The organism is Psychromicrobium ferritrahens, from assembly GCF_043789415.1.
Taxonomy (GTDB): Bacteria; Actinomycetota; Actinomycetes; order Actinomycetales; family Micrococcaceae; genus Renibacterium.
Window position 1 is genome coordinate 1,142,186 of record NZ_JBDLLW010000001.1, and the last position, 22,648, is coordinate 1,164,833.

At 62.9% G+C, this 22,648-nt stretch carries 23 protein-coding genes; 6 read left to right on the forward strand and 17 right to left on the reverse strand.

The window, feature by feature from the left end; all coding sequences use genetic code 11:
• Positions 1–96: 96 nt before the first annotated feature.
• The 4 genes from ABDK06_RS05295 to ABDK06_RS05310 all read right to left on the reverse strand — a co-directional run bounded on the left by ABDK06_RS05295 (position 97) and on the right by ABDK06_RS05310 (position 3,105).
• On the reverse strand, positions 97–1,374 hold the full coding sequence (locus ABDK06_RS05295; RefSeq protein WP_394939642.1) for an MFS transporter: 1,278 nt from the start codon (positions 1,372–1,374) through the stop codon (positions 97–99).
• Complete coding sequence (locus tag ABDK06_RS05300) at positions 1,371–1,796, reverse strand: MaoC family dehydratase (protein WP_394939644.1); 426 nt, start codon at positions 1,794–1,796, stop codon at positions 1,371–1,373. The genes ABDK06_RS05295 and ABDK06_RS05300 overlap by 4 nt, the downstream gene beginning before the upstream one ends.
• Positions 1,793–2,251 carry an FAS1-like dehydratase domain-containing protein gene (locus tag ABDK06_RS05305; RefSeq protein WP_394939646.1) on the reverse strand — a complete coding sequence of 153 codons (459 nt, stop codon included), beginning with the start codon at positions 2,249–2,251 and terminating at the stop codon, positions 1,793–1,795. The genes ABDK06_RS05300 and ABDK06_RS05305 overlap by 4 nt, the downstream gene beginning before the upstream one ends.
• A gap of 278 nt (positions 2,252–2,529) precedes the next feature.
• Positions 2,530–3,105, reverse strand: coding sequence for a TetR/AcrR family transcriptional regulator (locus tag ABDK06_RS05310; RefSeq protein WP_394939648.1), 576 nt, complete (start codon positions 3,103–3,105; stop codon positions 2,530–2,532).
• A 151-nt stretch (positions 3,106–3,256) separates the two neighbouring features.
• Between ABDK06_RS05310 and ABDK06_RS05315 the strand changes: the two genes are divergently transcribed.
• Complete coding sequence (locus ABDK06_RS05315) at positions 3,257–4,795, forward strand: MFS transporter (RefSeq protein WP_394939650.1); 1,539 nt, start codon at positions 3,257–3,259, stop codon at positions 4,793–4,795.
• Positions 4,796–4,834: 39 nt separating this feature from the next.
• On the opposite strand, the gene ABDK06_RS05320 is transcribed toward ABDK06_RS05315, so the two are convergent.
• From ABDK06_RS05320 to ABDK06_RS05330, 3 genes are read right to left on the reverse strand one after another with little or no spacing between them, the layout of a single operon-like run.
• A complete protein-coding gene (locus ABDK06_RS05320) occupies positions 4,835–5,077 on the reverse strand; it encodes a DUF3188 domain-containing protein (RefSeq protein WP_394939652.1) in 243 nt (80 codons plus the stop codon).
• A gap of 57 nt (positions 5,078–5,134) precedes the next feature.
• Entirely contained in the window at positions 5,135–6,061 is a 927-nt protein-coding gene (locus ABDK06_RS05325) for a DUF2797 domain-containing protein (protein ID WP_394939654.1), read from the reverse strand.
• Positions 6,061–6,960: an HpcH/HpaI aldolase/citrate lyase family protein gene (locus ABDK06_RS05330; RefSeq protein WP_394939656.1), complete on the reverse strand. Its 900-nt coding sequence runs from the start codon at positions 6,958–6,960 to the stop codon at positions 6,061–6,063. Before ABDK06_RS05330 ends, ABDK06_RS05325 begins: the two co-directional genes overlap by 1 nt.
• Before the next feature lie 161 nt (positions 6,961–7,121).
• Here ABDK06_RS05330 and ABDK06_RS05335 point away from each other — a divergent pair, with 161 nt between their 5' ends.
• The 3 genes from ABDK06_RS05335 to ABDK06_RS05345 all read left to right on the forward strand — a co-directional run bounded on the left by ABDK06_RS05335 (position 7,122) and on the right by ABDK06_RS05345 (position 8,982).
• Complete coding sequence (locus ABDK06_RS05335; RefSeq protein ID WP_394939658.1) at positions 7,122–7,520, forward strand: glyoxalase superfamily protein; 399 nt, start codon at positions 7,122–7,124, stop codon at positions 7,518–7,520.
• Positions 7,521–7,547: 27 nt separating this feature from the next.
• Positions 7,548–8,606, forward strand: a complete 1,059-nt coding sequence (locus ABDK06_RS05340; RefSeq protein ID WP_394939660.1) for a nucleoside hydrolase — start codon at positions 7,548–7,550, stop codon at positions 8,604–8,606.
• 94 nt (positions 8,607–8,700) lie between these two features.
• Positions 8,701–8,982: a YciI family protein gene (locus ABDK06_RS05345; RefSeq protein WP_394939662.1), complete on the forward strand. Its 282-nt coding sequence runs from the start codon at positions 8,701–8,703 to the stop codon at positions 8,980–8,982.
• Here ABDK06_RS05345 and ABDK06_RS05350 read toward each other — a convergent pair.
• Entirely contained in the window at positions 8,979–9,152 is a 174-nt protein-coding gene (locus ABDK06_RS05350) for a hypothetical protein (protein WP_394939664.1), read from the reverse strand. The genes ABDK06_RS05345 and ABDK06_RS05350 overlap by 4 nt on opposite strands.
• Positions 9,153–9,247: 95 nt before the next feature.
• Here ABDK06_RS05350 and ABDK06_RS05355 point away from each other — a divergent pair, with 95 nt between their 5' ends.
• Positions 9,248–9,589: a gamma-glutamylcyclotransferase family protein gene (locus ABDK06_RS05355; RefSeq protein ID WP_394939666.1), complete on the forward strand. Its 342-nt coding sequence runs from the start codon at positions 9,248–9,250 to the stop codon at positions 9,587–9,589.
• 74 nt (positions 9,590–9,663) lie between these two features.
• On the opposite strand, the gene ABDK06_RS05360 is transcribed toward ABDK06_RS05355, so the two are convergent.
• From ABDK06_RS05360 to ABDK06_RS05375, 4 genes are read right to left on the reverse strand one after another with little or no spacing between them, the layout of a single operon-like run.
• Positions 9,664–10,356 (reverse strand): aspartate/glutamate racemase family protein, encoded by a 693-nt coding sequence (locus ABDK06_RS05360; RefSeq protein ID WP_394939668.1) that lies wholly within the window; start codon positions 10,354–10,356, stop codon positions 9,664–9,666.
• Positions 10,357–10,386: 30 nt separating this feature from the next.
• Positions 10,387–11,187: an ABC transporter ATP-binding protein gene (locus ABDK06_RS05365; protein ID WP_394939670.1), complete on the reverse strand. Its 801-nt coding sequence runs from the start codon at positions 11,185–11,187 to the stop codon at positions 10,387–10,389.
• Positions 11,184–12,311 carry a FecCD family ABC transporter permease gene (locus ABDK06_RS05370; protein ID WP_394939672.1) on the reverse strand — a complete coding sequence of 376 codons (1,128 nt, stop codon included), beginning with the start codon at positions 12,309–12,311 and terminating at the stop codon, positions 11,184–11,186. The genes ABDK06_RS05365 and ABDK06_RS05370 overlap by 4 nt, the downstream gene beginning before the upstream one ends.
• Complete coding sequence (locus ABDK06_RS05375) at positions 12,308–13,342, reverse strand: FecCD family ABC transporter permease (RefSeq protein ID WP_394940799.1); 1,035 nt, start codon at positions 13,340–13,342, stop codon at positions 12,308–12,310. The genes ABDK06_RS05370 and ABDK06_RS05375 overlap by 4 nt, the downstream gene beginning before the upstream one ends.
• Before the next feature lie 159 nt (positions 13,343–13,501).
• On the opposite strand from ABDK06_RS05375, the gene ABDK06_RS05380 reads away from it, so the two are divergent.
• Positions 13,502–14,530, forward strand: a complete 1,029-nt coding sequence (locus ABDK06_RS05380; protein WP_394939674.1) for an ABC transporter substrate-binding protein — start codon at positions 13,502–13,504, stop codon at positions 14,528–14,530.
• 112 nt (positions 14,531–14,642) lie between these two features.
• On the opposite strand, the gene ABDK06_RS05385 is transcribed toward ABDK06_RS05380, so the two are convergent.
• From ABDK06_RS05385 to ABDK06_RS05405, 5 genes are read right to left on the reverse strand one after another with little or no spacing between them, the layout of a single operon-like run.
• Positions 14,643–15,944 carry a type III PLP-dependent enzyme gene (locus tag ABDK06_RS05385; RefSeq protein WP_394939676.1) on the reverse strand — a complete coding sequence of 434 codons (1,302 nt, stop codon included), beginning with the start codon at positions 15,942–15,944 and terminating at the stop codon, positions 14,643–14,645.
• Positions 15,941–17,818: an IucA/IucC family protein gene (locus ABDK06_RS05390; protein ID WP_394939678.1), complete on the reverse strand. Its 1,878-nt coding sequence runs from the start codon at positions 17,816–17,818 to the stop codon at positions 15,941–15,943. The genes ABDK06_RS05385 and ABDK06_RS05390 overlap by 4 nt, the downstream gene beginning before the upstream one ends.
• A gap of 12 nt (positions 17,819–17,830) precedes the next feature.
• Complete coding sequence (locus ABDK06_RS05395; protein ID WP_394939680.1) at positions 17,831–19,201, reverse strand: MFS transporter; 1,371 nt, start codon at positions 19,199–19,201, stop codon at positions 17,831–17,833.
• Positions 19,198–21,075 carry an IucA/IucC family protein gene (locus ABDK06_RS05400; protein WP_394939682.1) on the reverse strand — a complete coding sequence of 626 codons (1,878 nt, stop codon included), beginning with the start codon at positions 21,073–21,075 and terminating at the stop codon, positions 19,198–19,200. The genes ABDK06_RS05395 and ABDK06_RS05400 overlap by 4 nt, the downstream gene beginning before the upstream one ends.
• Positions 21,072–22,304 (reverse strand): ATP-grasp domain-containing protein, encoded by a 1,233-nt coding sequence (locus ABDK06_RS05405; RefSeq protein WP_394939684.1) that lies wholly within the window; start codon positions 22,302–22,304, stop codon positions 21,072–21,074. The genes ABDK06_RS05400 and ABDK06_RS05405 overlap by 4 nt, the downstream gene beginning before the upstream one ends.
• Positions 22,305–22,648 lie beyond the last annotated feature (344 nt).

A 22,648-nucleotide genomic window follows, 5' to 3' on the forward strand; every position in this document is an offset into this window, starting at 1 on the left:
ACCGTCAACATTCGATGGGACGGCTGGAAAAGGAAGGGACGGGAGCGGGGTGGTGACTCGACGGCGGCCCCTCACTCCGCCAGAAGGGAGCCATGGCTACACCTCGCGCACAGCAGCGCCCGGCTTGCGGGTGACCGGTGTGAGCACGAAACTCACTACGATCAGGACCAGAACGGCGAGCAAGGAGTGCAGGATGCCAATGTGCTCGGCGAGCAGACCGAGCAGTGGGGGCCCGGCGAGAAAAGCACCGTAGCCGATGGTGGACACCACGGATACCCGGGCGGCTGCGCGCACCGGATCGTCTGCCGCCGCTGACATGCCCACCGGGAATCCCAGTGAAGAGCCCAGGCCCCAGAGCACCAAGCCGGCAAAGGCCCAGGCCGGGGCTGGTGCAAAGACGAAGAGCAGCAGCCCCGCTGCGGCGGCAGTGGCGCAGATCCGCAGCACCACCACGCGACCCCAACGATCCAGGAGCAAGGTGCCGCTGAATCGACCGATCGTCATCGCGGTCACGAAGACCCCGTAGCCGAGCGCACCCATTGCGTTATTGAGTCCGTAGCCATCGGCTAGCGCCAGGGGCACCCAGTCCCCCGCCGCTCCTTCGGCAAGCGCCAGCCCGAGCACGAGAACGCCGATCAGTAACGTCCGTGGTTCCCGCCAGGCAGCGCCGACCTGGCTCTTCGCATCAAGTTTCTGACCGGGCTGCACCACCGGAATGGGGCCGGTCACCGGATCCCTGGTGAGCTCGATCGTCCGGCTGCTGGAGACCGGAGCCGGGTGAATTATCCCGGCCTGGAAGCTTCGGGTTGCCCACCACACCAAACTGGCCACCAAAACCGCGGTGACCGATAGATGCCAGAGCACCGGCAGCCGCACTCCCGCCGCCACGGCGCTGAGCGCGGCACCGACGACCGTCCCGGCGCTGAAGCCGCCGTGCAGTCTGGGCATGATATGCCGGTCAAGGGCTCGTTCTAAAGAGGCCCCTTCAACATTGGAGGCGGTGTTCCACGGTGAGACGCCGATTCCGATGGTGGCGAGTCCGATGCCGGTCAGCAGCGGGCTTTGGAAAGCTGTTACACCGAGCCCGGTCACCACGAGTCCGAGTGACATCAGCAGCGAGCCGAGAATGGTGGAACGGCGGGGTCCCAGCCTGGCGACCACCAGACCGGAGAGGGAAACCGAGATGAAAGAACCAGCGCTGAGGCAGAGCAGCAACCCGCCGATCGACGCCGGGGTGAGCGAGAGACCATCACGGATCGCTGGAATCCGACCGACCCAGGAAGCAGCACCCACTCCGGACATAAAGTAGGCGAGCATGACGCCGTTGCGCCATTGCCTGAGCCGGGCGGCCCGCTGCTCTGGGGATTCAGTCACTTCATTTGAACTAGCACTTGCGCTTTGACCAGCACCTTCTGTCCTCCGGTACTCACAGTCAGGTCAATACGTGCCGTGCGAGCGTCCTGATCCAGGGCACCCACCACACCGATCACTTCAATGACCGCTCCGGCCTCGTCATCCGGGACCGGAACCGGCTTGGTGAAACGGGTCTGATAGTCGATGATCGCACCGGGGTCTCCGGCCCAATCGGAAACCAGCTGAACCGCCGAGCCCATGGTGAACATGCCGTGCGCAATCACGCCGGGCAACTCAACTTCACGTGCGAAGCGCTCGTTCCAGTGAATTGGGTTGAAGTCGCCCGAAGCACCCGCATAGCGAACCAGATCGGCCCGACTCACCTCTATGCTGCGCTCACCGATCTGGTGGCCGACACTGAGTTCGGAAAAATCGGCACTCATTCAGCATCCTCCTCTTGACCGCGCACCAGGATCGCGGAGCGAGTGGTCGCTACCGCTTCGCCGTCCGTGGTGGTGATTTCAGCCCGAGTGCTGATCATCGCGCCACCGCCCATGGCGCGGACCGAATCGACGTGAAGTTCGGCGACTAAGGCGTCCCCGGCGACGATCGGCCGGTGGTGGGTAAAGCGCTGCTCGGCATGCACCACACGGGAAAAGTCGATTCCGGAATCCGGATCCAGGATCAATTGGGAATCCGCCTTCTGGGCCACGATGATGGCGAAGGTCGCTGGTGCCAGGAGATCGGAATAGCCTAGCGCTTGAGCTGCTGCGACGTCGTAATGGGCGGGATGGCTCGCCTTGACCGCTGCGGCGAACTCACGGATTTTCTCCCGGCCGACGTCATAAACTGCTGCCGCCGGATAGACCCGGCCCAGCAGATCAGGATTGAGGGACATGGTTCTCCTAGACAAAGACAACGATATGTCTAAGCCTATAGCCCGAGGGGCCCCAACCGAACTTGTGAGGGTGGGGAGGGCTAGAGGCGTTATCCTCCGAGGGACCCGGCAAACGCGCCAGCGTTTGTTGGGAGGAGGATAGGCGCTATAGCCCGAGGGGCCCCGAGCGAACTGCACTATTCCCCACTGAAAGCGGGTTTCAGTGGGATAAGTCAGCCCTGCCCAGCAGAACCGGGATTCAGCGGGGATAGCTTCAGGGAGATTCCTCTGACCCTCCGCTATTTACCTGCGCCGAGCTTGCTTTGAGCTAATCCCTTGAGCCCCTCCACCACCCGCTGCAAGGATTCCAGTCTCTCCGGGTAAGCAGTGTCCGCCACCCCCAGGCCCTGCCCATGCAGCGAGGAGTTATAGTACAGGCCATCACCGATCAAGATAATGGTCTGCGCAATCGCCGGATCACCGACTTCTTCGCGGATCAGCTCGAACCAGCGGAGCTGAATTTCGGCAAAGACCGTGCGCACCCGCGCTTCCTGCCCGTGAGCTAATCTGAGCGCCGCGACGATGGTGCGATCCAGTTCCATATCGGCTTGCCCGGACGTTCTCACGTAGTACTGGGCCGCTCCCTCAGAGGCTTGAGCCATCAACTCCAGATCTTCCTGAGCCAGGGTCTTCAGGCGCTCGATCAGCCCCTCACCGAGTGCTTCACGGCTGCCGAAATGGTAGAGCAAACCGCCTTTTGAGACTCCGGCCTCCGCGGCAACCGCTTCAAGGGTCGCCGCTCGCTCACCGTCCCTGAGAATCAGGGTCTCAAAGGCATGCAGGACTCGATCCTTGACGGTAGATGTTCGGGACATTGTTCCATTCTCTCCCTTCCGCGACTCAACCACAGACACCAGCTCCTCAGCCAAATTCCTGAACAGAACACTAGAGGATTTCAACCTCAGTTGATTACTGTACCGTCTGGACGGTATAGTAATCTTATCTGAACCCTACCAGGAGCTCTTGATGTCCGCTTCAGCACCCTCTCCCCAGCTTTCCGGCGCAGCACAGCAGCCTCGCGCCACAGCCCGTCACTGGTTCGCGCTCACCGTGCTGATGCTTCCCGTCTTACTGGTCGCGGTTGACAACACGGTGCTTTCCTTTGCCATCCCAGAAATCTCCACCAGCCTTTCGCCGTCCGCTCCGGAACTGCTCTGGATCGTTGATATCTACCCGCTCGTCCTGGCTGGGCTCTTGGTCTCCATGGGGTCCTTCGCCGATCGGATCGGCCGTAAGCGCCTGCTGCTCATCGGCGGCGCCGGTTTTACTGTGGTTTCAGCTCTCGCGGCCTTCGCGCCGAACGCGGCCTGGTTGATCGCTGCCCGGGCTCTGCTGGGTTTCTTCGGCGCTATGTTAATGCCCTCCACGCTGTCCCTGATCCGCAATATCTTCCTGGACCCACGGCAACGCAGGACAGCGATCGCGATCTGGGCGGCCGGTTTCTCCGGAGGTGCGGCACTCGGACCGATTGTCGGCGGCTTCTTGCTGGAGCACTTCTGGTGGGGGTCAGTCTTCCTACTCGCCGTTCCGGTGCTGATCCCGTTACTCGTCTTCGGGCCGATCTTCATCCCTGAGTCCCGCGACCCCAAGCCCGGCCGCGTCGATCCGGTGAGCATTGCACTCTCCTTCACCGCGATGGTTCCCCTGGTCTTCGGGATCAAGTCTTATGCCACCGAAGGTTTTGGCATCGCCTCAATCGCTCCGGCCACTATTGGCTTGCTCAGCGCCTGGCTGTTCGTGCGGCGTCAGCTGCGCCGAAAAGACCCCATGCTGGAAGTGCAACTCTTCAAGAATCCGGTTTTCACCGGAGCCGTATTGGCGAATCTGCTGAGCGTCTTCTCACTCGTCGGGTTCTTGTTCTTCATTTCACAACACCTGCAATTGGTTGAGGGGCTGACTCCGCCACAGGCCGGTTTGGCTCTGCTGCCGGGTCTCGCGGTGACCGTACTCGCGGGTCTCGCCGTGGTGCCACTCGCCCGGCGGGTCAGACCGGTATGGCTGGTGACCGCTGGACTGCTGCTGAACGCCCTCGGCTACGGCCTGGTAGCGCTGATCGACCCACCACCCATCACGGTGGTGCTGCTGGCCTTCGCCATTCTGGGGGCTGGTATCGGTGCCGCCGAGACCATCTCCAACGATCTGATCCTCAGCTCGGCTCCAGCGAATAAGGCGGGAGCCGCCTCAGCGATCTCCGAAACGGCTTATGAACTGGGCTCGGTGCTGGGCACCGCCATCCTGGGTTCGATTCTCGCCGCGGTCTACCGCCAGAATCTGCAATTACCGGCAGGCCTGGCAACCGAAGCACAGCACAAAGCCGAGGGCACCTTAGGCGGAGCCCTTGAAATAGCTGGAAAAATGGGGGATGGCTCAGCCGAGGCGCTGCGGAATTCCGCCATGGCGGCCTTTGATCACGGTGCCTCGGTGATCGCCGTCGTCGGCGGTGTTCTGATGCTCGCCGCAGCGGTACTCGCGGTGTTCACGCTGCGTCGTGCGAAAATCGGCTGAGCCCGCTGCGCCGCCTGCTCTTGGAGGCGACCCCTTCGTTCAGCCCTTCTTGGGCTGGGCTGCTTTGACCCTGCGGCGCACTTCGCGGCCACGCACTCCAATGCCGACGACGTGCAGCAGAGCACCCAGCCCCAGGAAGGGCATTCCGGCCCACATCAGGCCGGAATTGCCGAGGTTCGCGCCGAGAATCGTCAGCAGCAGGCCGACCGCGAGCAGACCCATCGCAGAAAAGACGATGACCCGGTAGGCCAGGCCGGAGGATTCCCAGAATTCATTGAGCACGGTCCAAGTTTAGTGGCTGCCGCGACTGCCCCGCACCGGAGCGGCAGAGCAGCGGCGTTAGAACAGCGAATTCTGCAGCGCCGGGAGTTCGCTGCTGAAGTCTCCGAGCTCAATCAGCTTGCCCTTCAGCTCGCCCAGATGAGCGACGAAGCGCTGACCTTCCAGCTCGAGCAACGCAAAAGAGCCGAGGACGGCGGTGATCGGCAGACCGTGCTCTCCCGAATCGAGCGGCAGCGGGTAGCTCTGCGGAGCGGAATCCGACGGGCCCGGCAGAAAAGCAGCGGAGGGGGCGGGCAGTTGCCAGTCCTGCTGGACCACTCGGAAGCCATCGATGGTGATCGCGCTCAAATACTCGCGCACTTGATCGGCGAGTTCTCGATTGGCGCGGCTGACGGCGTCGAAAGACCAGGCCTCAGTGAGCGAACCGAGTTTATTGGCCGAACGCACCAGCTGAGCTAGGCCCAGGCCCTCGCTCACCGAATCCTCAAGGATTCGCACAATGCGACCGTCATCGGCGTGCGCCACATACTGCGCGGCCACCGCGCCCTGCTCGGAGAGCCTGATCGCCTTGCGCAGCTGCGAAGCGGTGCCCACTTTAGAGGCCCCGTTGGCGAAACTCGCGATGTAGAGCCAGTGGGGTTGCGACAGATAAATCCGCAGCCCCTCCGGCGCGGTCCCGCTGCGGTGGAAATCATGCATGAAGCGAAAGTCATCGCGCGAGAAGCAAGAGCCGCACTGATACCCGCGCTCGGCGAGCGCTCCCTGCGGGCAGGGGATCTGCTGAGCAGAGGTCGGGCCCGGAGCTGGAGCGGCCGGCCCACTCGAGTTCTTCACAGAGATCTCGATCCGAGAGAACCCCAGGCAATGACGCCGCCCGTCAAGTACCCGGAAGCGAAGAGTGGTTCCCGGCTCGAGAGAGCTTTCGCCCTCCGCACCTCGCAAAAACGGCCGACCAGAACTCCAGTCGACGCCGCGCACCAGCATTAGCTGGCGGGCTGCACGCCGAAAGCCACCGCGAGCTTCATGATCTTCTGTGCCCGGCCCAGACGAGGCAGGTCAGAACCATCCCTGATCACGCCACCACGAGCATCGAAGTCCGCCATGAAATCGGTGGCCCAGGCGACATCGGAGGGAGCCGGTGAGATGACTTCGTTGATCACCGTGGCTTGATCCGCTTGCAGGCAGAGCTTGCCGGTCATCCCCATGGAGACGGTCACCGCCGACTGCTCACGCAGCACCGGATGATTGGTGCCCACCGTCGGACCGTCGATCGGCCCGGGTAGATTGCCCACCCGGCTGGCCACCACGAGCTTGGCGCGGGGATAGGCCATCGCTTCACGATCCGCCGACATACCGGTGTCCCGGCGGAAGTCACCGGACCCGAACGCTAAGCGGAAGACCCCTTCAGCCCGGGCGATATTATTCGCTTCCTCGATTCCCACCGCTGATTCCACCAGTGCCAGCACCTTGGTGTTGCCATCCAACCGGTGGTAGGTCTCCTTGACCTGTTCAGCGCTCTCGGTCTTGGCCAGCATGACGCCGAGCAAGCCGGGAGTGTTGCGCAGTTCCGCGACGTCCTCAGCCCAGAACTCACTGCTCACATCGTTGATCCGCACCCATGCCCGGCCACCGCGATGCAACCAGCTCAGCACGTCGTGACGCGCTGACGACTTATGCGAGGGGTCAACGGCGTCCTCGATGTCGAGCACCACGGCATCAGCGCGCGAGGTGAGCGCCGCATCGAAGGTCTCGGGCTGAGTCGCTGGGACCAGCAGCCAGGAGCGGGCAATATCCGCGGGCACATTTCGAATGCGGGGCAAAGGGGAGGTCAGTGGATTGGCTTGGCCGGACAAACCGGTATCGCCATAGGCTTCGGAAGGCATGTATCTACCGTAACGCGATGAACTCTGTGGCGCGATTTTGACCGGAAGATGACCTGTCCAGAAAATTGTCCTGATTATTTTTCTTTAGGTCAGAAACTGGCCGGAATGGATTTTAAGCTGGGAGTACCAACTAAGAAAGGCAGCCTCTCATGGCACTGACAATGAAAATCGAAGTTGTTCCGATCCCGGTCACTGACGTGGATCGAGCGAAAGCTTTTTATGTTGATCAGGTCGGTTTCATCGCCGATCACGACCATCGGGTGAACGATCAGCTTCGCTTCGTGCAGCTCACTCCCCCTGGGTCGGCCTGTTCCATCGTGCTCGGTGAGGGTGTCGTCGAGATGCCTCCGGGAACCCAGAAGGGCGTCATGATGGTGATCGACAGCGTCGAGGAGACCTTCGCCGATCTGCGCAGCCGCGGCGTAGAGACCAGCGAGATCATCGATATGGACTGGGGACGATTCATCTACTTCTCCGACCCGGATGGCAATAGCTGGGCCCTGCAGGAGCTCCCCGATTACTCCGCAGCGAAGCAGGCCCAGGGCAACGAGCAGGCCTGAGCGTCCGCGGCCTGCTAGAACTGAAGCATGACATTCACCCGCGCCGCCACTTCCACAACACCGTTGTTGATGGACGTGGACACTGGAATCGACGATTCCCTGGCCTTGATCTACCTGCTGGCGAGCGAAGACGCCGAGATCCTGGGCATCAGTTGCACCGCCGGCAATGTTCCAGCCCGGCAGGTGGGGATCAATAATCTCGCCTGGCTGGAATTGTGCGGACGCAGTGGCATCGAGGTGGCCTTGGGCGCCGAGGTGCCACTGCTGGCGCCACTGATGACGACCGAGGAGACCCATGGCCCGCAAGGCATCGGCTACGCCGAATTGCCCGCGCCGCAATCGAAGTTCTCAACACGTCATGCCACTCAGCTCTGGATCGAGACCGCGCGGGCCCGGCCCGGAGAGGTGACCGGACTGATCACCGGCCCGCTGACCAACCTCGCCTTGGCGATCAAGCTGGAACCGGAACTGCCGCACCTGCTGAAGAGGATCGTGGTGATGGGCGGAGCTTTCAACCACCCTGGCAACACCACGCCGTGCAGCGAATGGAACGTAGCGGTGGACCCAGAAGCCGCCAAATTGGTTTTCGATGCCTTCTCCGGCTTGCCCCCGGAACGGCAGCCGGTGATCTGCCCCCTCGATGTCACGGAGACGATCGTGATGACGCCGCAGCACCTGGCCCGGCTGGCTGAGGCTGCGGGCAGCAGCCCGATCGAACTGCCGGGCCCCGACGATGCCAAGGGCCTGCGTTCGCAGACCTCGAACCCGCTGGTCCGCCAGCTGATCGACGCCGTCCGCTTCTACTTCGAGTTCCACGCCGAGCACGAGCAGGGCTACATCAGCCATCTGCACGATCCCTTCGCCGCCGCGGTGGCGTTGTCCCCGGGGATCGCGGAAACGCGAGAAGCCACTGTCGACGTCGAACTGACCGGCACGCTGAGCCGCGGCGCGACGATTGCTGATTGGCACGGGCTCTGGGGGCGGCCCTCTAATGCGCAGATCGTTACCCGGACCGATCCGGAGGCCTTCTTCAACGAGTTGATCCGCAGAGTCGGCGATTTCGCGCGGCACATCTTGGCCGAATGAGCCCGCTCGGCCGGGAAGATAGCTTGACCGCTGGCGCACTCGAGGCCAGTAAATTGAGGATCAGCCGCTAATCATCGGACCGGAGGAGCCTGGCATGTTCATTGTCTCACTGAGCTACCTAGTGGAACTGGAGCAGGTGGATCGGTTCATTCCGGCTCATCTGGAATGGCTGGAGCAGAACTATACGGACGGCGTCTTCCTCGCCTCCGGGCGAAAAGTGCCACGAACCGGCGGGGTGATCCTGGCCAGTGGTTTGAATCGTGCCGAATTGGATGCTCGGCTGGCCGAGGATCCCTTCAGCGTTCAGGGCATTGCTGAGTACGCGGTGATCGAGTTCGAGCCGAACAAGGTGCGCGAAGGCGTCAGTCTGGGCTAAGCGACGATGAGGGAGAGCCCGGAGACCGTTTCGTTCTCATCGAGATCGATACTCACCGGCTGGCTGTCGGTTGCCCCCGCCGACTCAGCCTTCAACAGGAAGGCTCGTAACTCTCCGAGCGTCAGATGGTCCGGATCGAAGGTCAGTTCAAGTTTCATTCCAAGAGGCATGGCTTCAGTATGTCATCGCTTCAGCTCCCGCGATAGCTTGCCGCAGCGCCCTCGAACGCACCACCACTGCGAACCGCTGTGCTTACAATCGTGCTGTGAGCGAGCGACTCTTCTCCTACGGCACCCTGCGCCAGCCCGAGGTGCAACAGGCCCTCTTTGGCCGGTCGGTGCCCACTATCTCCGATGCCTTACCCGGCTTTGTGCTGGACGAGGTGCTGATCACCGACCCAGAGGTAATCGCCACCAGCGGCTCGGACCGCCACCCCATCCTGCGGAGAGGATCGGCTGGCGACTCGGTGGCAGGAGCGTTCCTGGAACTCACCGAAGAGGAACTCGGAGCCGCGGACGCTTACGAGGTCGATGATTACGCCCGGGTGTCGGTCATCCTGGCGTCCGGAGCCGAGGCCTGGGTCTATGTGGCTCAGGATGATGCCTAAAGCTCTGTCGGACGGGACTTCTCTCCGAGGAGTGCCTTTTATTCGGTGAGTGCCAGTTATTCGGTGAGAGCCAGTTATTCGCTGAGAGCCAGTTCAGCTGCCGCGACCGCGTGAATCCTGCTGGTCGGAAACACCGGGATCGGGCTGTTGCTCTGGCTGACCAGCAGTTCTATTTCGGTGCAGCCCAGGATCACGCCCTGGGCTCCCCTGGCCTGCAAGGATTCGATGATCGCGGTGTACTGAGCCCGGGATTCCTCGGTGACGATGCCGAGCACCAGTTCCTGGTAGATCACCCGGTGCACACTCTGCCGCTGCTCGGCGTCCGGAACAATCACCTCCAAGCCGTGGCTCGCAATGCGATCCCGATAGAAGGACTGCTCCATGGTGAACGCCGTGCCCAGCAGACCGACCGATTGCAGGCCCGCCCGCTGCACCGCGTGAGCCGTGACATCCGCGAGGTGCAGCAGCGGTATCCGCACTGCGGCTTCGATGGCCTCAGCGACTTTGTGCATGGTGTTGGTGCAGAGCACGATGAAATCCGCTCCGCCGGCTTCCAGGGCACGGGCTTCGTCGGCTAGTAACTCGCCCGCCTTCTGCCAGTCACCCGAAGCCTGTAGCTGCTCGATCTCGGCGAAATCCACCGAGACCATGATGCAGCGGGCGGAGTGCAGGCCGCCCAGCCGCTCTTTGACCAGTTCATTGACGGTTTTGTAATAGAGGGCGGAGCTCTCCCAGCTCATACCGCCCAGCAGCCCGATTGTTTTCACCTTTCCACAATAGGGCGTGACTCAATAATCTCAACCAGTGGTGAGCGGTATGACATGCGGCCGACCGGCCATTGGTTCGGTGACCACGGAGGCCTCGAGGCCGAAGATCTCCAGCAGATGCTCTTCCGTCACCACCTCGGCGGGCGTTCCAGAGGCGACGATGCGACCACCTTTCATCGCCACCATATGATCCGCGTAGCGAGCGGCCAGCGAAATATCGTGCAGCACCATCACAATGGTGCGCCCCAGTTCCCGGTTGAGCCGGGACACCAATTGCAGTACTTCAACCTGGTGAGCAAGATCGAGATAGGTGGTCGGCTCGTCGAGCAGCAAAATCTCGCTCTGCTGCGCGAGCACCATGGAAATCCAGGCTCGCTGCTGCTGCCCTCCGGAGAGCTCTTCGATCGGCACTTCGGCGAGGTCTGCGATATCTGTCGCCTCCAGAGCCTCCCGGATCACCGATTCATCGGCTCGGGAGAACTGCTGGTACCAGCGCTGCCGGGGGTGGCGGCCCCTGGACACCAGATCGGAAACGGTCAGCCCCGCCGGGGCAGAGGGGTTCTGCGGCAGGATGCTCAGCCTGGTGGCCACCTGCCGTGTGGAGATCGAGCCGATCGGCTTGCCGTCCAGCTGGACCTCACCCGCCGAGGGTTTGAGCAAGCGGCCCAGGCCACGGAGCAAGGTCGATTTCCCGCAGCCGTTGGGGCCGATGATCGCGGTCACCGCACCCGGCGCGATATCGATGCTCAACCCCTCGATGATCAGCCGGCGTTCGTAGCCCAGGCTCACCCCTTCGGCCCTCAGTGCTACTTTGCCCGAGGTGACGCTCATAACAACCTCCGTTGCGATCTTAAGACCAAATAGATCAGATAGGGCGCCCCGACAACCGCGGTCGCCACTCCGACCGGCAGCGCCACCGAGAGCGAATGGGCAGCCACGGTATCGGCGAGCAGGACGAAAATCGCTCCGACCAGAGCCGAGGAGAAGATCGGCGGATTCACCGCTCTGAGCAACAGCCTCGCCACTTGAGGGCTGGCCAAGGCGACGAAACCCAGTGGCCCCGCGACTACCGTGGCGAGCGAAGCCAGCAACGCCGCCGTCGTCAAAGCAGCCAACCGCAGCGGGCCAAGCCGGACGCCCAGGCTGATCGCGGTTTCCTCGCCCAGACTGGTCAGGAACAGTGGGCGAGCCAATAAGAAAGCACAGAGCAGCAGAACCGCACCACAACAAACCATGGGCTGCATCAGCGTCCAGTCCTTGCCGTTCAGCGAGCCCATCATCCAGGTGAGTGCCTGCGCCGCATTGGTCACATCGCCCAGGGTCAGCAACCAGGTGGTCAGGCTGGTGGCCAGCCCGGAGATCCCCAGCCCGACCAGCACCAGACGGAAGCCATCCACTCCTCGGCGGTAGGAGAAGGCATACACGGCGATGCCGAACAGGAGCCCGGTACCGAAAGCGGCGGCTGGCATGCTGACGGTGGCAGCCAGCCCGCTCAGCCCGGCGTACCCGCCACCGGCCAGCACCAGAATCGATACAGCACCGAAAGAGGCCCCGCTGGTCACCCCTAAAATATCCGGACTGGCCAGCGGGTTGCGTGCCACGGTCTGAGTAATCGCTCCGGATGCTGCCAAGCACGCCCCGACGAGCACCGCAGCGGCCATTCGCGGGGCTCGGAATTCTGTGCTCGCCAAATGGATCGCCGAATCGCTCTGATCCCCCAGCAGTGCGGCCACGACTTTGTCATAGGGCAAGACGGTGCCGCCATAAGCGATATGAAAAGCCATCAGCAAGAGGACCAGGAGCAGGAGGACAGCCGAGATCAGCACTGACCGCGGCCTGAACCGGAAGGATACCGAGCCCAGCCTGATCACACGGGTCCGCAGCTTGCTTCGCCCAGCATTCTGCTCAGTCGCTTTCACCGTTTCCCCGGTCTTCACTTTTTCACCGGCGCTCATAATTTCATCAACCTGCGCCGCCTGGCCAGTATGACGAAGAAGGGCGCACCGATCACCGCAAGCACGACGCCGGCCGAGAGTTCCCCGGGGCGGGCGATGACCTGACCCGCAGTATCGGCCAGTAAGAGAATCGCCGCCCCGCACAACGCCGCGGTGGGCATCAGCCAACGATAGTCGGATCCCGCTAGGAAGCGGGCGAGGTGCGGCACCAACAGCCCCGCGAAAGCTATTGGCCCAGCCATCGTCACCGCGCTTCCGGCGAGCAGGGTGACCGCAAGAATGCCGACAGTCCTGGCCCCGGCCACCGATATCCCCAAGGACCTGGCGGAGTCTTCTCCTAGAGCCAGACCGTTGAGTGCACTCGCATTGAACAGTGCGAGCAGCAGCCCGGCCAGGATGAAGGGCCAGAGATAACCCAGAATGTCATGACGACCAGCGAGCGAGCCGACCTGCCAGAACCTCAAGGTCTCCAAAGAGTCCTCGTTGAGCAGCGCTATTGCTGAAACGATCCCGCCGCACACTGCGGTCACCGCGGCTCCGGCCAGCACCAGGGTGACCGAGGTAGCGCCATTGCGACTGGCCGAGCCGATCAGGAACACCAGGACACTGGCCAGAAATGCCCCGGCGAAAGCCAGCAGAGCCTGCGGGAGATAGCCGAGCGGCCCGCTGAACGCCGTCACCGCGACGATCGCCAGAGCCGCACCCTGGTTGATTCCGAGCAAGCCCGGATCGGCGATCGGATTGCGGCTATGACCCTGGATCACCATACCGGCGACTCCGAGACAGGCACCGACGATGATTCCGCTCGCGGTTCTGGGCATCCGGATCTGGGTGATAGTGACGTCCATGGTGGAGCCGCTCGGTTGGAAGATCGCGTGCCAGACCTCGGCTATGGACGACGGCGCCGAGCCCAGGCAGATGCTCACGGCCACGCTGAAGATCAGAATCAGGGCCAGGATGACGAGAAGTCTACCCGGAGATCGCCACCCGGTGCTGATCCTACGCGGCTCAGCGGTCTGCAGAGTATCGATGAGAGCATCCTTCCAGTGTCTAGATCCGGGCCTGGTAAAAAATGGCTTGATGAAAAAATTTGAGCAGACACACCTGTTAGAGTTTGGTAAGCATAGCCTTACCTAAACCAGGACGTGCTTGTTTATTCTTGCAAATCCGAGTCCCGAAAAGGAAACCGCGTGACTTTCCGCCCTTCCCGGTCCAACCGGCTGATCACTTCCCTGGCCGCTACGGCCACCGCCTTAGCGCTTTTGGCGACCGCCGCCTGCGGTGCCGGGTCCACTACTCCCGGCTCATCGACTTCGGCTACCTCAACTGCCTCCAGCTCAGCGGCGGGCTTCCCGCTGACCGTGGAGCACGCGATGGGAAGCACCACGATTCCGCAGAAGCCACTGCGAATCGTCGCACTTGATCCGAGCTACGTCGACGCGACACTGCTGCTCGGCGGTCAATTGGTCGGGTATGCCCAGTACCGCCAGGATCCCGCCCATCCGTTCGCCCCGTATCTGGGCGATGTCAGTGCCCAGACCAAGGACGCCGTCAGTGTCGGCACCATGGCTGAGCCCAATCTGGAGAAGATCCTGGAGCTCAAACCCGATCTGATCATCTCCGCCAAGGTGCGTCAGGAAGCGCTTTACCCGCAGCTGGCGAAGATCGCCCCGACCGTTTTCTCGCAGACCACCGGCCCCACCTGGAAGCAGAACATCGAACTGCTCGGTACCGCGATGGGTGAAAAGGCCAAGGCCAGCGCACTGATCGCCGATTACCAGGCCGAGGCGAAGAAGATCGGAGCGAAGATCCTCGCCAAAGATCCAGCGGCAACCTATTCGCTGGTCCGATTCGTCGGCGAAGACACCGCACGGCTGTATTCCTCGAAGTCGTTTATCGGCGAGATCATGAGCGATATGGGCATTCCGCGACCGAAGGGTGCGCCTGATTCCACCGAAGAGATCTTCGTCCCGCTTTCCAGCGAGGAGATCCTCAAAGCCGACGCCAAGTCGATCTTGATCGCGACCCCGAAGACTCCGGGAGCCGACGGCGAAAAGGCGGCTCAGCAGGAGAAGTCCTTCGAATCGAACCCGCTGTGGAGCCGGCTGACCGGTAAGACCACCGAAGTCGACGATGCCACCTTCGTCGCGTCCGTCAGCATCCAGGGCGCCAAGGCCGTGATGGCTCAGCTGGCCAAAGCCTACGACGTGGCCCTCTAGCCGGCTCGTCGTCGGTCGGCACAATCGTCAGGGCCCGGTGCGCAGCTCAGTAGCTGCACACCGGGCCCTTTGTCGTTCTCTTCGGAACCTCTTGGCCAGAATGGCCGATTGCTCAGTCGGCTGCGATCCCTCCCAGATGCACGATCTGCGGAGCCGGATGCATCAGGAAATCGCGGTGGGATATGTTCAGCGCGTACGCCCCGGCGAGCGCAAACAGTACGACGTCGCCGGTGCGCAGTTCCGCGACCGGCGCCTGCTTGGCGAGCAGGTCCTTGGGGGTACAGAGCTGCCCCACCAGAGAGACCCGTTGCTGCCGCAGTTCAGTCCTTGCCCAGGGCCGTTGCCACTCCTCGATGGGCAGCACGGCAAAGGGCTGGCTGTGCCCCTTGGCGGCCGGGGTGCGCAGATGATGCGTCCCGCCCGCGCAGATGCCGAACCATTCACCGTGGCTCCTTTTAAGCTCCAGAACACTGCTGGCATACCAGCCCGAATAGGCGCTCAGCGCGCGTCCCGGCTCGATCTCGAAGCGGAATTCAGAGAATTCCGCGGTGACCTGAGCCATCAGCTTGGCGTACTCCGCCCAGTCGAAAAGCCGCTCAGGATTCCGGTAGTCCACTGACATCCCGCCGCCTACATTGAGCTCGCTCACTCGCACTCCATGCTGGACGGCGAATCGGCGAGCCCAGCGTGCGATCTCCGCGGCTTGAGCCGCGGCCTCCACGGCTTCGACTCCGCTGGCCAGGTGGGCATGCACACCGCGGAAGCTGAGGTTCGAGCTTTCTGCGAGCTGTGCGACCGCGAGGGCCGCCGCTTCGGGATCCATACCGAAAGGGCTCGGCACTCCACCCATCGTCAGGGCTGGTCCGGCCGCCGGGCCAAGGGCAACGCTCGGAGAGGCCTCGGAATCGAGGCTCCGAGATGATTCGACGGCCCCGCTGATATCGATATTGACCCGGAACAGCACCTCGGCGAGCACCCCGGCTTGCCGGGCCAGACCGTCGAGGCGTCGTAACTCCTCAAGGCTTTCCACGTGATAGCGGTGCACTCCGGCGGCGAGCGCGGTAGCCAGTTCGGCATCTGTTTTCCCGGGGCCGCCGAAGATCAATGTGGCCTCGGGGAGCAAGCTTCGCACATGAGCGATCTCCCCTCCGCTAGAGACCTCCAGACCGTCGACCTGAGATGCCGCTGTGCGCACCACCTCGGCGTCTGGATTGGCTTTCGTAGCGTAGAGGATCCCGACGTCGGCACCGGCTTGTTCGAAGAGGTTTCTGATTCGGCGAAGGTGTTCCCTCAGATGCTCAAGATCGTAGAGATAAGCGGGCAGCCGGTGCTGCGCCGAGAGCTGTCGGGCGGCTTCGATCACCCGATCGGTCAGGGGAAGGCCGGTTGTCGGTTCGCTGAGTTGCAGGGTCATCCCCGGCCTCCCTTCAATAGCTCGACCCGCTCCCGCTCGGTGCCGGTGGGTTCGCTGCCGCCCCGAAAAGGGTTGGCAAACGGAGCGTAGCCCGCCCGGCGGTCGGCTTCACGCCCCCAGCGCAGCAGCATATTGGTCTTCGCTGGCAAGGCGGCACCCGCTAGCACCCGCTGGAGTTCCTCCGGGTGGCCGAGCTGGGCGCTGATCCGCGCCACAATGCCCTTGGCGTCTTGCCAGAGCTGCTCTTCCACCTGCACGGCATTCGGTGCTTCCGCGTAGCAGACGTCGGCTAAGGAGGCCGCGACCTCCACCAGGTTGTTCACGAAGAGGCAGTAGGCAACCCGGTTCCAGGCTCGTTCCTCGTCATAACGGGCCGATGCGGCGACTCCGCCCGAGAGTTCAGCCAGGAGCTGGGAGCCCCGGTGCTGCGCCAGTTTGGTGCCTTCCATATCCCGTAGGACGACCCCGGTGGGCAGCTGGTCAGGGCCGAGTGCTACCAAGACGTTCTGCAGGTGGGGCTCCAGCACGATGCCGTGCTCGGCCCAGAGCTGAATTACCGGCGGCAGCAGATGCTCTAGATACTGCTGCCACCACTGCCGAGCCCAGTCCTGTTTGTTCCGCGAGCCCGCAAGCACGGCCAGATCAGCGAGCCTGGTTTGGGTTCCGGCCGGATCGGGTTCAACTGCGGCCAGGGTGCCGGCCAGATGCAGTCTCTCACGCTGTTTCAGCGAAGAGCCGATACCCTGCCTGACGATCACGCCGGTACCCTCCAGCAGGGCGTGCCGGGAGGAGGCATCGGCGAGGTGTTCCGGCAGCCGCACACTCCGTGCTGCCGGTTCCGGAAGCACGGAGAAAGCTGGGTGCAGCGCAGAGATGCTGGCGAAGGGAGCCGCGAGCACCCGGGTGAGTTCGACGGCGCCGGCCAGTTCATAATCGGCGTTCTTCCGCAGGCAATTGGTGATCCGCACATTGAGGCTGGTCTTGAGGAAGAAATCGTATTCCGGTTGGTAGAGGGTTCGCACGCTCGCGGTGGGGAAGAAATCCAAGCCGCCCACGCCGAGATCACGCAAAGCTCCGCTGGCCAGCGCCGCGGAGAGAGCTGGCCCGGCTGCCCCTTCGCTCAGCAGTCGATACTGCCAGGGGTGCACCGGCAGAGCCAGGTGATGCTCAGGGAGCTGCAGTCCGGCGAGCACCGGTTCGATCGCTGCGTGACGGTCGAAGTTCTCTCCCAGATCGAGCACGAGTTCTTCCGGCACGGCGAGCCAGTGCAGTCGGAAGGAAGTCCGGGTCTCCGGCGAGAACTCACGCCATTGTTTGGGATCCCCGGAGCGCCATTTGGGGCTGGGGTGCCGGGGATGGCCGGCCAGCAAGGCTTGCTCCGAGTCCAGATAGTCTGCAGCGGGCTGTTCGACGTTCCGCGGCAATTGCGATGGCCGCGAGATCGCGATATCAGCCAGGCTGTCTCGGCTGGCGAGCAGTTGCGCGGTGAATTCTTCATTCTGCTGACCGGTGCGGAATGCCAGTTCTGCGCCTAACAGATCACCGAGTTCTTGCAGTGTCACGTCTTGCCAGTGGGCACTGGGCGAGTGAACGTTCTCGGTCGGCTCGGCGTCCAAGGTTTGCTCGACCTGGCCGCTGAGCCGATGCGCACCGCCCGCGGAATAGCGGGAAAGCCCAACCCGCAGGGCCCGGCCCGTTCTGGGCAGTCGCAGGATCAGTTGCTCACCGCCGATCTCGAGATGCTGATCGGGAGCAGAGACCTCGCGAAGAAAACAGCCCAACAGAATATGGCTGGAGAGCAGATCCGCATTGCCCAGGGAGGCTTCAGCAGGAAGCAGATCAGCGGGGTGCACTTGTGGCATGGAAAGCATCATGATTCCTATCCATCAGTCATGAGTCGGTAGAAGAGCTGGTGGTCGTTGGCGAGAGGAGCGGTACAGCACGAGGATGAGCACTATCGAGGTAGCCAAGGAGATCAGCAGCGGCGTACCGAGCCCCCAGCTGATCAACGCGGAGGCCGCTAGCCCGGCAATCACCGCGCCGCCCTTGGAAAAGGCTTCGATTCGTCCGAAGAGCCGACCGGGCTGATGTTCAGCGGCGAGCCCGGCGGCGAACACCGAAAGCGCGGAAAGTCCCAGACTGAGGCCTGCACCAAGCAACAGCCTGCCCAGGATGAGCAAAACGAGTCCGGGTACGCCGGGCCACTGCAAGGAGAGCAACTGCGGGATGGCGGCCAAAGCCACCGCTGAGAATCCGGCGATCAGGGCGAGTTTCGGTCGCTCACGCACCCTGCTCAGCACCAAGGCCGCGGTAAGCAGATAGAACAAATGCGGCAGAGCGAAGAGCACACCCGCGACGGTCAAGGGCAACTCGGGTGAGACGCCGGTGACCAGCGGCACGAAGTACGGGAAGGTGACCACGGTGGCCAGCACGAAACCGGCCTCAGCCAGGCAATAACCCATCACCGAAAGAGCTGCCCGGGGCTTCTGAGCTGATTCGTGTTTCGGCTCCGCACTGCTCAGGGGTGATCGCTGCTGCGCCTTGGGAAGCGTCATGGTCAGCAGTGCCGCGGAAAGCGGCATCAGGACCGCCACTGCGTACATCTGCCGCACATCCAGGAAGGTGGATAGCAATCCGGCGAGCACCGGGGCGGCGGCCAGCGAGACCCGGGAAGCTGCCTGCATCAGAGTGAGCGCCGAGGCCAGAGGAGCCCCGCTGAGACCGCTGGCCAGATAGGCTGTGCTCGCCGCATATGTGCCGCCGAGCAGGCCTTGCAACACTAGAGCCGCCACGAGCATTGGAATGTTCTGCGCTATAGCGGCGAGCCCGAAGGCGACGCAGAGTCCTAGCTGGGCTCTGATCAGCAAGGGTTTGCAACCGAAGCGGTCCGCCAGCCGCCCCCAGAACGGTGCCGAGATGCCGGTGAACAAAGTGGGCAAGATATACAGCAGACCCGCCCATCTGGCCTGCGGGTCACCGAGCTCGGGGAGCAGTCTGCTCAGAAACGGCGGTAGACCGAGTGCCGCGAAAGAGGTGGCGCAGAGCGAGCTGGCGACGGCGATCACATGGCGGTGTTTCAATCCTCCCGGTTCCGCAGCGGCCGCTTCTGGAGCAGCCGCTTCCACAACGGCTGACTGGGAATTCGCCGCCCTGCCGCTGTGCGGGATCTCGCGCTGTGCGCTGCGAAGGTCCTCAGAACCACTCTGCTCGACGCTCTGGATCTGCAGTGGCGTCTGCACTGTCAGGCTCTCTTTCACGACGTCACCTTTTGGAGGGTCTGATCTTCTGCGGCGTCCCGTACCCGCTGTACCTGGGAACCGGGGAGCAGATAGTTGGGGCCGCTGCGCAGGTAGTACTTATTGATGTCCTCGCAGCCGAGCCGGGTCTTGGGCAGCAAAGTCCCGGCGGTGACCATTCCCTTGACCGGTAGCCGCTCGGCATCGAGCACGCGCTCTCGCAGCAAGCGGGCGGCCGCCACCGAGGCGGCATCGCCGGGGTCAGTCCAGCGTTCCATCGCCGAGGTCAGTTCGCTGCGCACCAGCTGGAAGAGCTGCTGGCGTAGCGGTGTCCCCGGTTCTGACTCATCGAGAATCGGAGCCGCAACGCACAGATGCAGAGTGATGGTGGTGAACATATCCGCCAGTTCAGTGGCTTCGCTGATCAGCATCCGCTGGTCGTTGAAACTCTCCCTCGGAATCTGCTCCCCCAGGGCTGAGGCCAGCCGGGGCAGATCGACCCGAGCGCCGTCGTTGTCCTTGTAGACGAGCCGGATCCGGGGTACTGAGCCATCGGGCCGCGCAGCGGTCGCCCGCAGCGCCAAGGTGATGTTCTGCTGATGGGATTCCAAGGCGACGCCGTAACGCAGCCAGAGCGCGAGATGCCAGTCGAAGAGGGTTCTCAGGTACTCTTCGAACCAGCCCAGAGAATCTCCTTGCGCGAGGCGGTCGATCAGCCGCGCAGGCACTCCAGTGGCGGTGCGCTTCGTGCCCGAGCTTCTCGGGTCCGGCGCGTGCAGCGCTGCGAGCGGCAGCAGGAGCCGTTCTGAGAGTTCCTCCGGGTAACTACGGATCAGCACCGCCAGGGAGTCATCTTCACCGGCTAACCAGCGGGACTCATCGGCCAGCACGATCCTGGCAGCGAGCTCGGGCTCCCGATCCAGGATCTTCTGCAGCAGCGACTGCATTGTCGCGCCATCCGCCAGATCGCCTGCCTTGATCCCTCGGCGATTCTTCCGTCCCAGGGTGGAGATCGGCAAAGGCAGCTTCAGCTGGGTCCGCGGATCGCTCAGCGGCACCATACTGCGGATCGACAAGGTGGGAGAAACCATCGGCCCACTGACGTTCGCCAAGGAAGCCGTGCCCTGATGGAGCACTTGGGGGCCGCCCTTCGCCAGGGTGAGCGGATGCACCGGCACGAGCATTGAATCGGAGCTCGCACTCCCGGGCCACCAGCTGGGACGTTGCTGGGCCAGAGCGGGCGAGATCCGCAACGACTCAGAGGGGGCGGTGATCCACTGCGTTTCGAATTCGGGCAGGTATTCGGGGCAGTATTGGCGCTGCTCAGCCAGCTCCATCCCCCATCGGCAGGAGCCAGTGGGATGCACCGGGTGAGAGCCCAATGCGGCCAGCGCCTCGAATTGCAAAGCCCCTGCAAAGCCGAGTTCAGTGACGTTCTCAGCCGAAAGCCGCTGCAAGAGTTCGGTTGCCGCTTGTTGACGATTCTGCAGGGTCACAACGGTCTGCAGGCATTCGAGCCGGAACTCCTGCCAACCGGCTTCGGCTTCGGGGTCTTCTTGAGGAGCCAGCGCGGTGAACAGTTCCTCAAGGTCGCGCAGCGCGTGACTCCGGCCCTGATCATCGGTGAATTCCACGGCGCCTTCGGCGACTGCCCCCTCGGCAACCGAGTAATCAGCCAGAAATCCGTCTTCCACCAGCGGCAGCGTGAGTTTCACCGCGCCCGGAAGCCGCACGGACCAGAGGCGAGGCTCCGCAGAGTGCTCGCCTCTGGCGCCGCGGTGCGCTGCTTCGTCGAGGAATCCTCCATGGCTGCGGATTCCTGCGTAGTCCTCGCGGAACAGAGCATCGAGCACTCGGCTGAGCAGCTTGAGTTCGACGTCGCTCGCGGCGCTCATGCTTCCACCAGCCAGCGGTTTGCCGCGAGGAAAGCGGAGATCTCCCGGTCGACGCTGACCAGATCGGGGCCAATGGCCTGCACCGCCGAGAGGTAGTCACGTTTGGTATGCCCGCCGTGCAGCAGACTCCCGGCTTCCTGGATCGGTTTGTGGATCAGCCGCACCCCGCTTTCCAGGACGGCGTCTGAAGCCTGCGGAAGCTCGGTGAGGCGGCCGGCCCCTTCGGCGAAGACGTATTCCACTCGGGCTTGCCTCGGAGGCTTACCGGCGGAACGGCTCGCCTCGCTCAACGATTGCCCGCAGTGCAGTGAGATCACTTCAGCGAAGAGATCGATGCCGAGCAACTCCGAGGTGAACAGATCCATCGAGCCACCGATCAGCCGATAGTTCACCTCGATGATCCTGGCTCGGCCGCCATCGACGACGAATTCGGTATGGCAGGCGCCGAGGTTCACTCCGAGCGCACGGAGCTGAGCTTTCAGGCTGCTGACCACAGCTGGGGGCAGTTCCGGGTACCAGGTGTCCCGCAATTCGTCGAAAAAGGGCGGCTCGCTGAGCTCGGTGTGCCAGGAGCCGATGTGCAGTAGCTCTTCACCGTCGCCCAGGGTGTCGAAGGTGTAGAACTTCCCGGAAAGATACTCCTCCACTACCAGGGCCACGGCTCCCCTGCGCTGTCTGATCCGGGTCATCGCGGAGCGCAGCTCCCGGCGATCGGCGACGAACAGGACGTCCTCGGTGGCCACGCCTTCACGCGGTTTGATCACCGCGGGAAAGGGAACTTCCGCGAGCATGGCGTCGAGATCCTGCGGTTCGGTATCTGCCGGGATCTCAACGCTGAAGACCGAATCCAAGCCAGCCTCAGAAAGGGTTTGACGTGTCAACGCCTTGTTCTTGCAGCGCAGCGCACTCCGCCAGTCTTTAGCGGGCAGACTGAGCAACTCAGCAGCCAGCGAGGCACTGAACTGCAGGTGATCGCTATTACTGAACAGCGCTTGCGGCTGCCCGTACCGGGCACTGAGCGCAGTGACCCGGGATGCGGTTTCCGCGGGATCATTGACATTGACGGCTTCGATGGCGAGCGGCGGAGTGGGCATATCGCGGTAAGCCTCAGCGTGCGCTTCAACTTGATCGGTCAACACCACCAGGGGCAGACCCAAAGCCGCAGCAGCGGGCAGGAAACCCTCTGTGACGGAAATGGTCGGCTTCATAGCGGTCAGGTAGATAGGCATTGCCTCTAGCGGTCCTTAGCTGGGTGGCAAGCAAACCCTTCAACGGGATACTTTGGCAGCCACACAGCGGCTCAAGCTCGCAGAAATTCACCGGGGAAGTTTGGTTATGCTTACCTAACTCAATAGGTTCGATCATTACCTTACACCGTCCAACGAAAGCGTTTTGGCACTATTTCATCATTGACATTTTTCCGCCCCGCCGAAATCTTCCAAGCCCCCTAAGACCCGGCACAGCTTCAGCTCCCTGAGTCGCCAAAAGCTGCGGAGCTGCGCCGCCAAGGGGAAAAACTTCCCGACGCCGGCTGAGCCACCGAGGGAGCGAGACAAGCCGAGCACCTTCCGAG

Excerpts from the sequence above, each read along its gene's own strand:
- ABDK06_RS05300 (WP_394939644.1), bottom strand. The coding sequence starts at position 1,796 with ATGAGTGCCGATTTTTCCGAACTCAGTGTCGGCCACCAGATCGGTGAG.
- ABDK06_RS05305 (WP_394939646.1), bottom strand. The coding sequence starts at position 2,251 with ATGTCCCTCAATCCTGATCTGCTGGGCCGGGTCTATCCGGCGGCAGCA.
- ABDK06_RS05310 (WP_394939648.1), bottom strand. The coding sequence starts at position 3,105 with ATGTCCCGAACATCTACCGTCAAGGATCGAGTCCTGCATGCCTTTGAG.
- ABDK06_RS05315 (WP_394939650.1), top strand. The coding sequence starts at position 3,257 with ATGTCCGCTTCAGCACCCTCTCCCCAGCTTTCCGGCGCAGCACAGCAG.
- ABDK06_RS05325 (WP_394939654.1), bottom strand. The coding sequence starts at position 6,061 with ATGCTGGTGCGCGGCGTCGACTGGAGTTCTGGTCGGCCGTTTTTGCGA.
- ABDK06_RS05330 (WP_394939656.1), bottom strand. The coding sequence starts at position 6,960 with ATGCCTTCCGAAGCCTATGGCGATACCGGTTTGTCCGGCCAAGCCAAT.
- ABDK06_RS05335 (WP_394939658.1), top strand. The coding sequence starts at position 7,122 with ATGAAAATCGAAGTTGTTCCGATCCCGGTCACTGACGTGGATCGAGCG.
- ABDK06_RS05340 (WP_394939660.1), top strand. The coding sequence starts at position 7,548 with ATGACATTCACCCGCGCCGCCACTTCCACAACACCGTTGTTGATGGAC.
- ABDK06_RS05345 (WP_394939662.1), top strand. The coding sequence starts at position 8,701 with ATGTTCATTGTCTCACTGAGCTACCTAGTGGAACTGGAGCAGGTGGAT.
- ABDK06_RS05350 (WP_394939664.1), bottom strand. The coding sequence starts at position 9,152 with ATGCCTCTTGGAATGAAACTTGAACTGACCTTCGATCCGGACCATCTG.
- ABDK06_RS05365 (WP_394939670.1), bottom strand. The coding sequence starts at position 11,187 with ATGAGCGTCACCTCGGGCAAAGTAGCACTGAGGGCCGAAGGGGTGAGC.
- ABDK06_RS05370 (WP_394939672.1), bottom strand. The coding sequence starts at position 12,311 with ATGAGCGCCGGTGAAAAAGTGAAGACCGGGGAAACGGTGAAAGCGACT.
- ABDK06_RS05385 (WP_394939676.1), bottom strand. The coding sequence starts at position 15,944 with ATGACCCTGCAACTCAGCGAACCGACAACCGGCCTTCCCCTGACCGAT.
- ABDK06_RS05390 (WP_394939678.1), bottom strand. The coding sequence starts at position 17,818 with ATGATGCTTTCCATGCCACAAGTGCACCCCGCTGATCTGCTTCCTGCT.
- ABDK06_RS05400 (WP_394939682.1), bottom strand. The coding sequence starts at position 21,075 with ATGAGCGCCGCGAGCGACGTCGAACTCAAGCTGCTCAGCCGAGTGCTC.
- ABDK06_RS05405 (WP_394939684.1), bottom strand. The coding sequence starts at position 22,304 with ATGCCTATCTACCTGACCGCTATGAAGCCGACCATTTCCGTCACAGAG.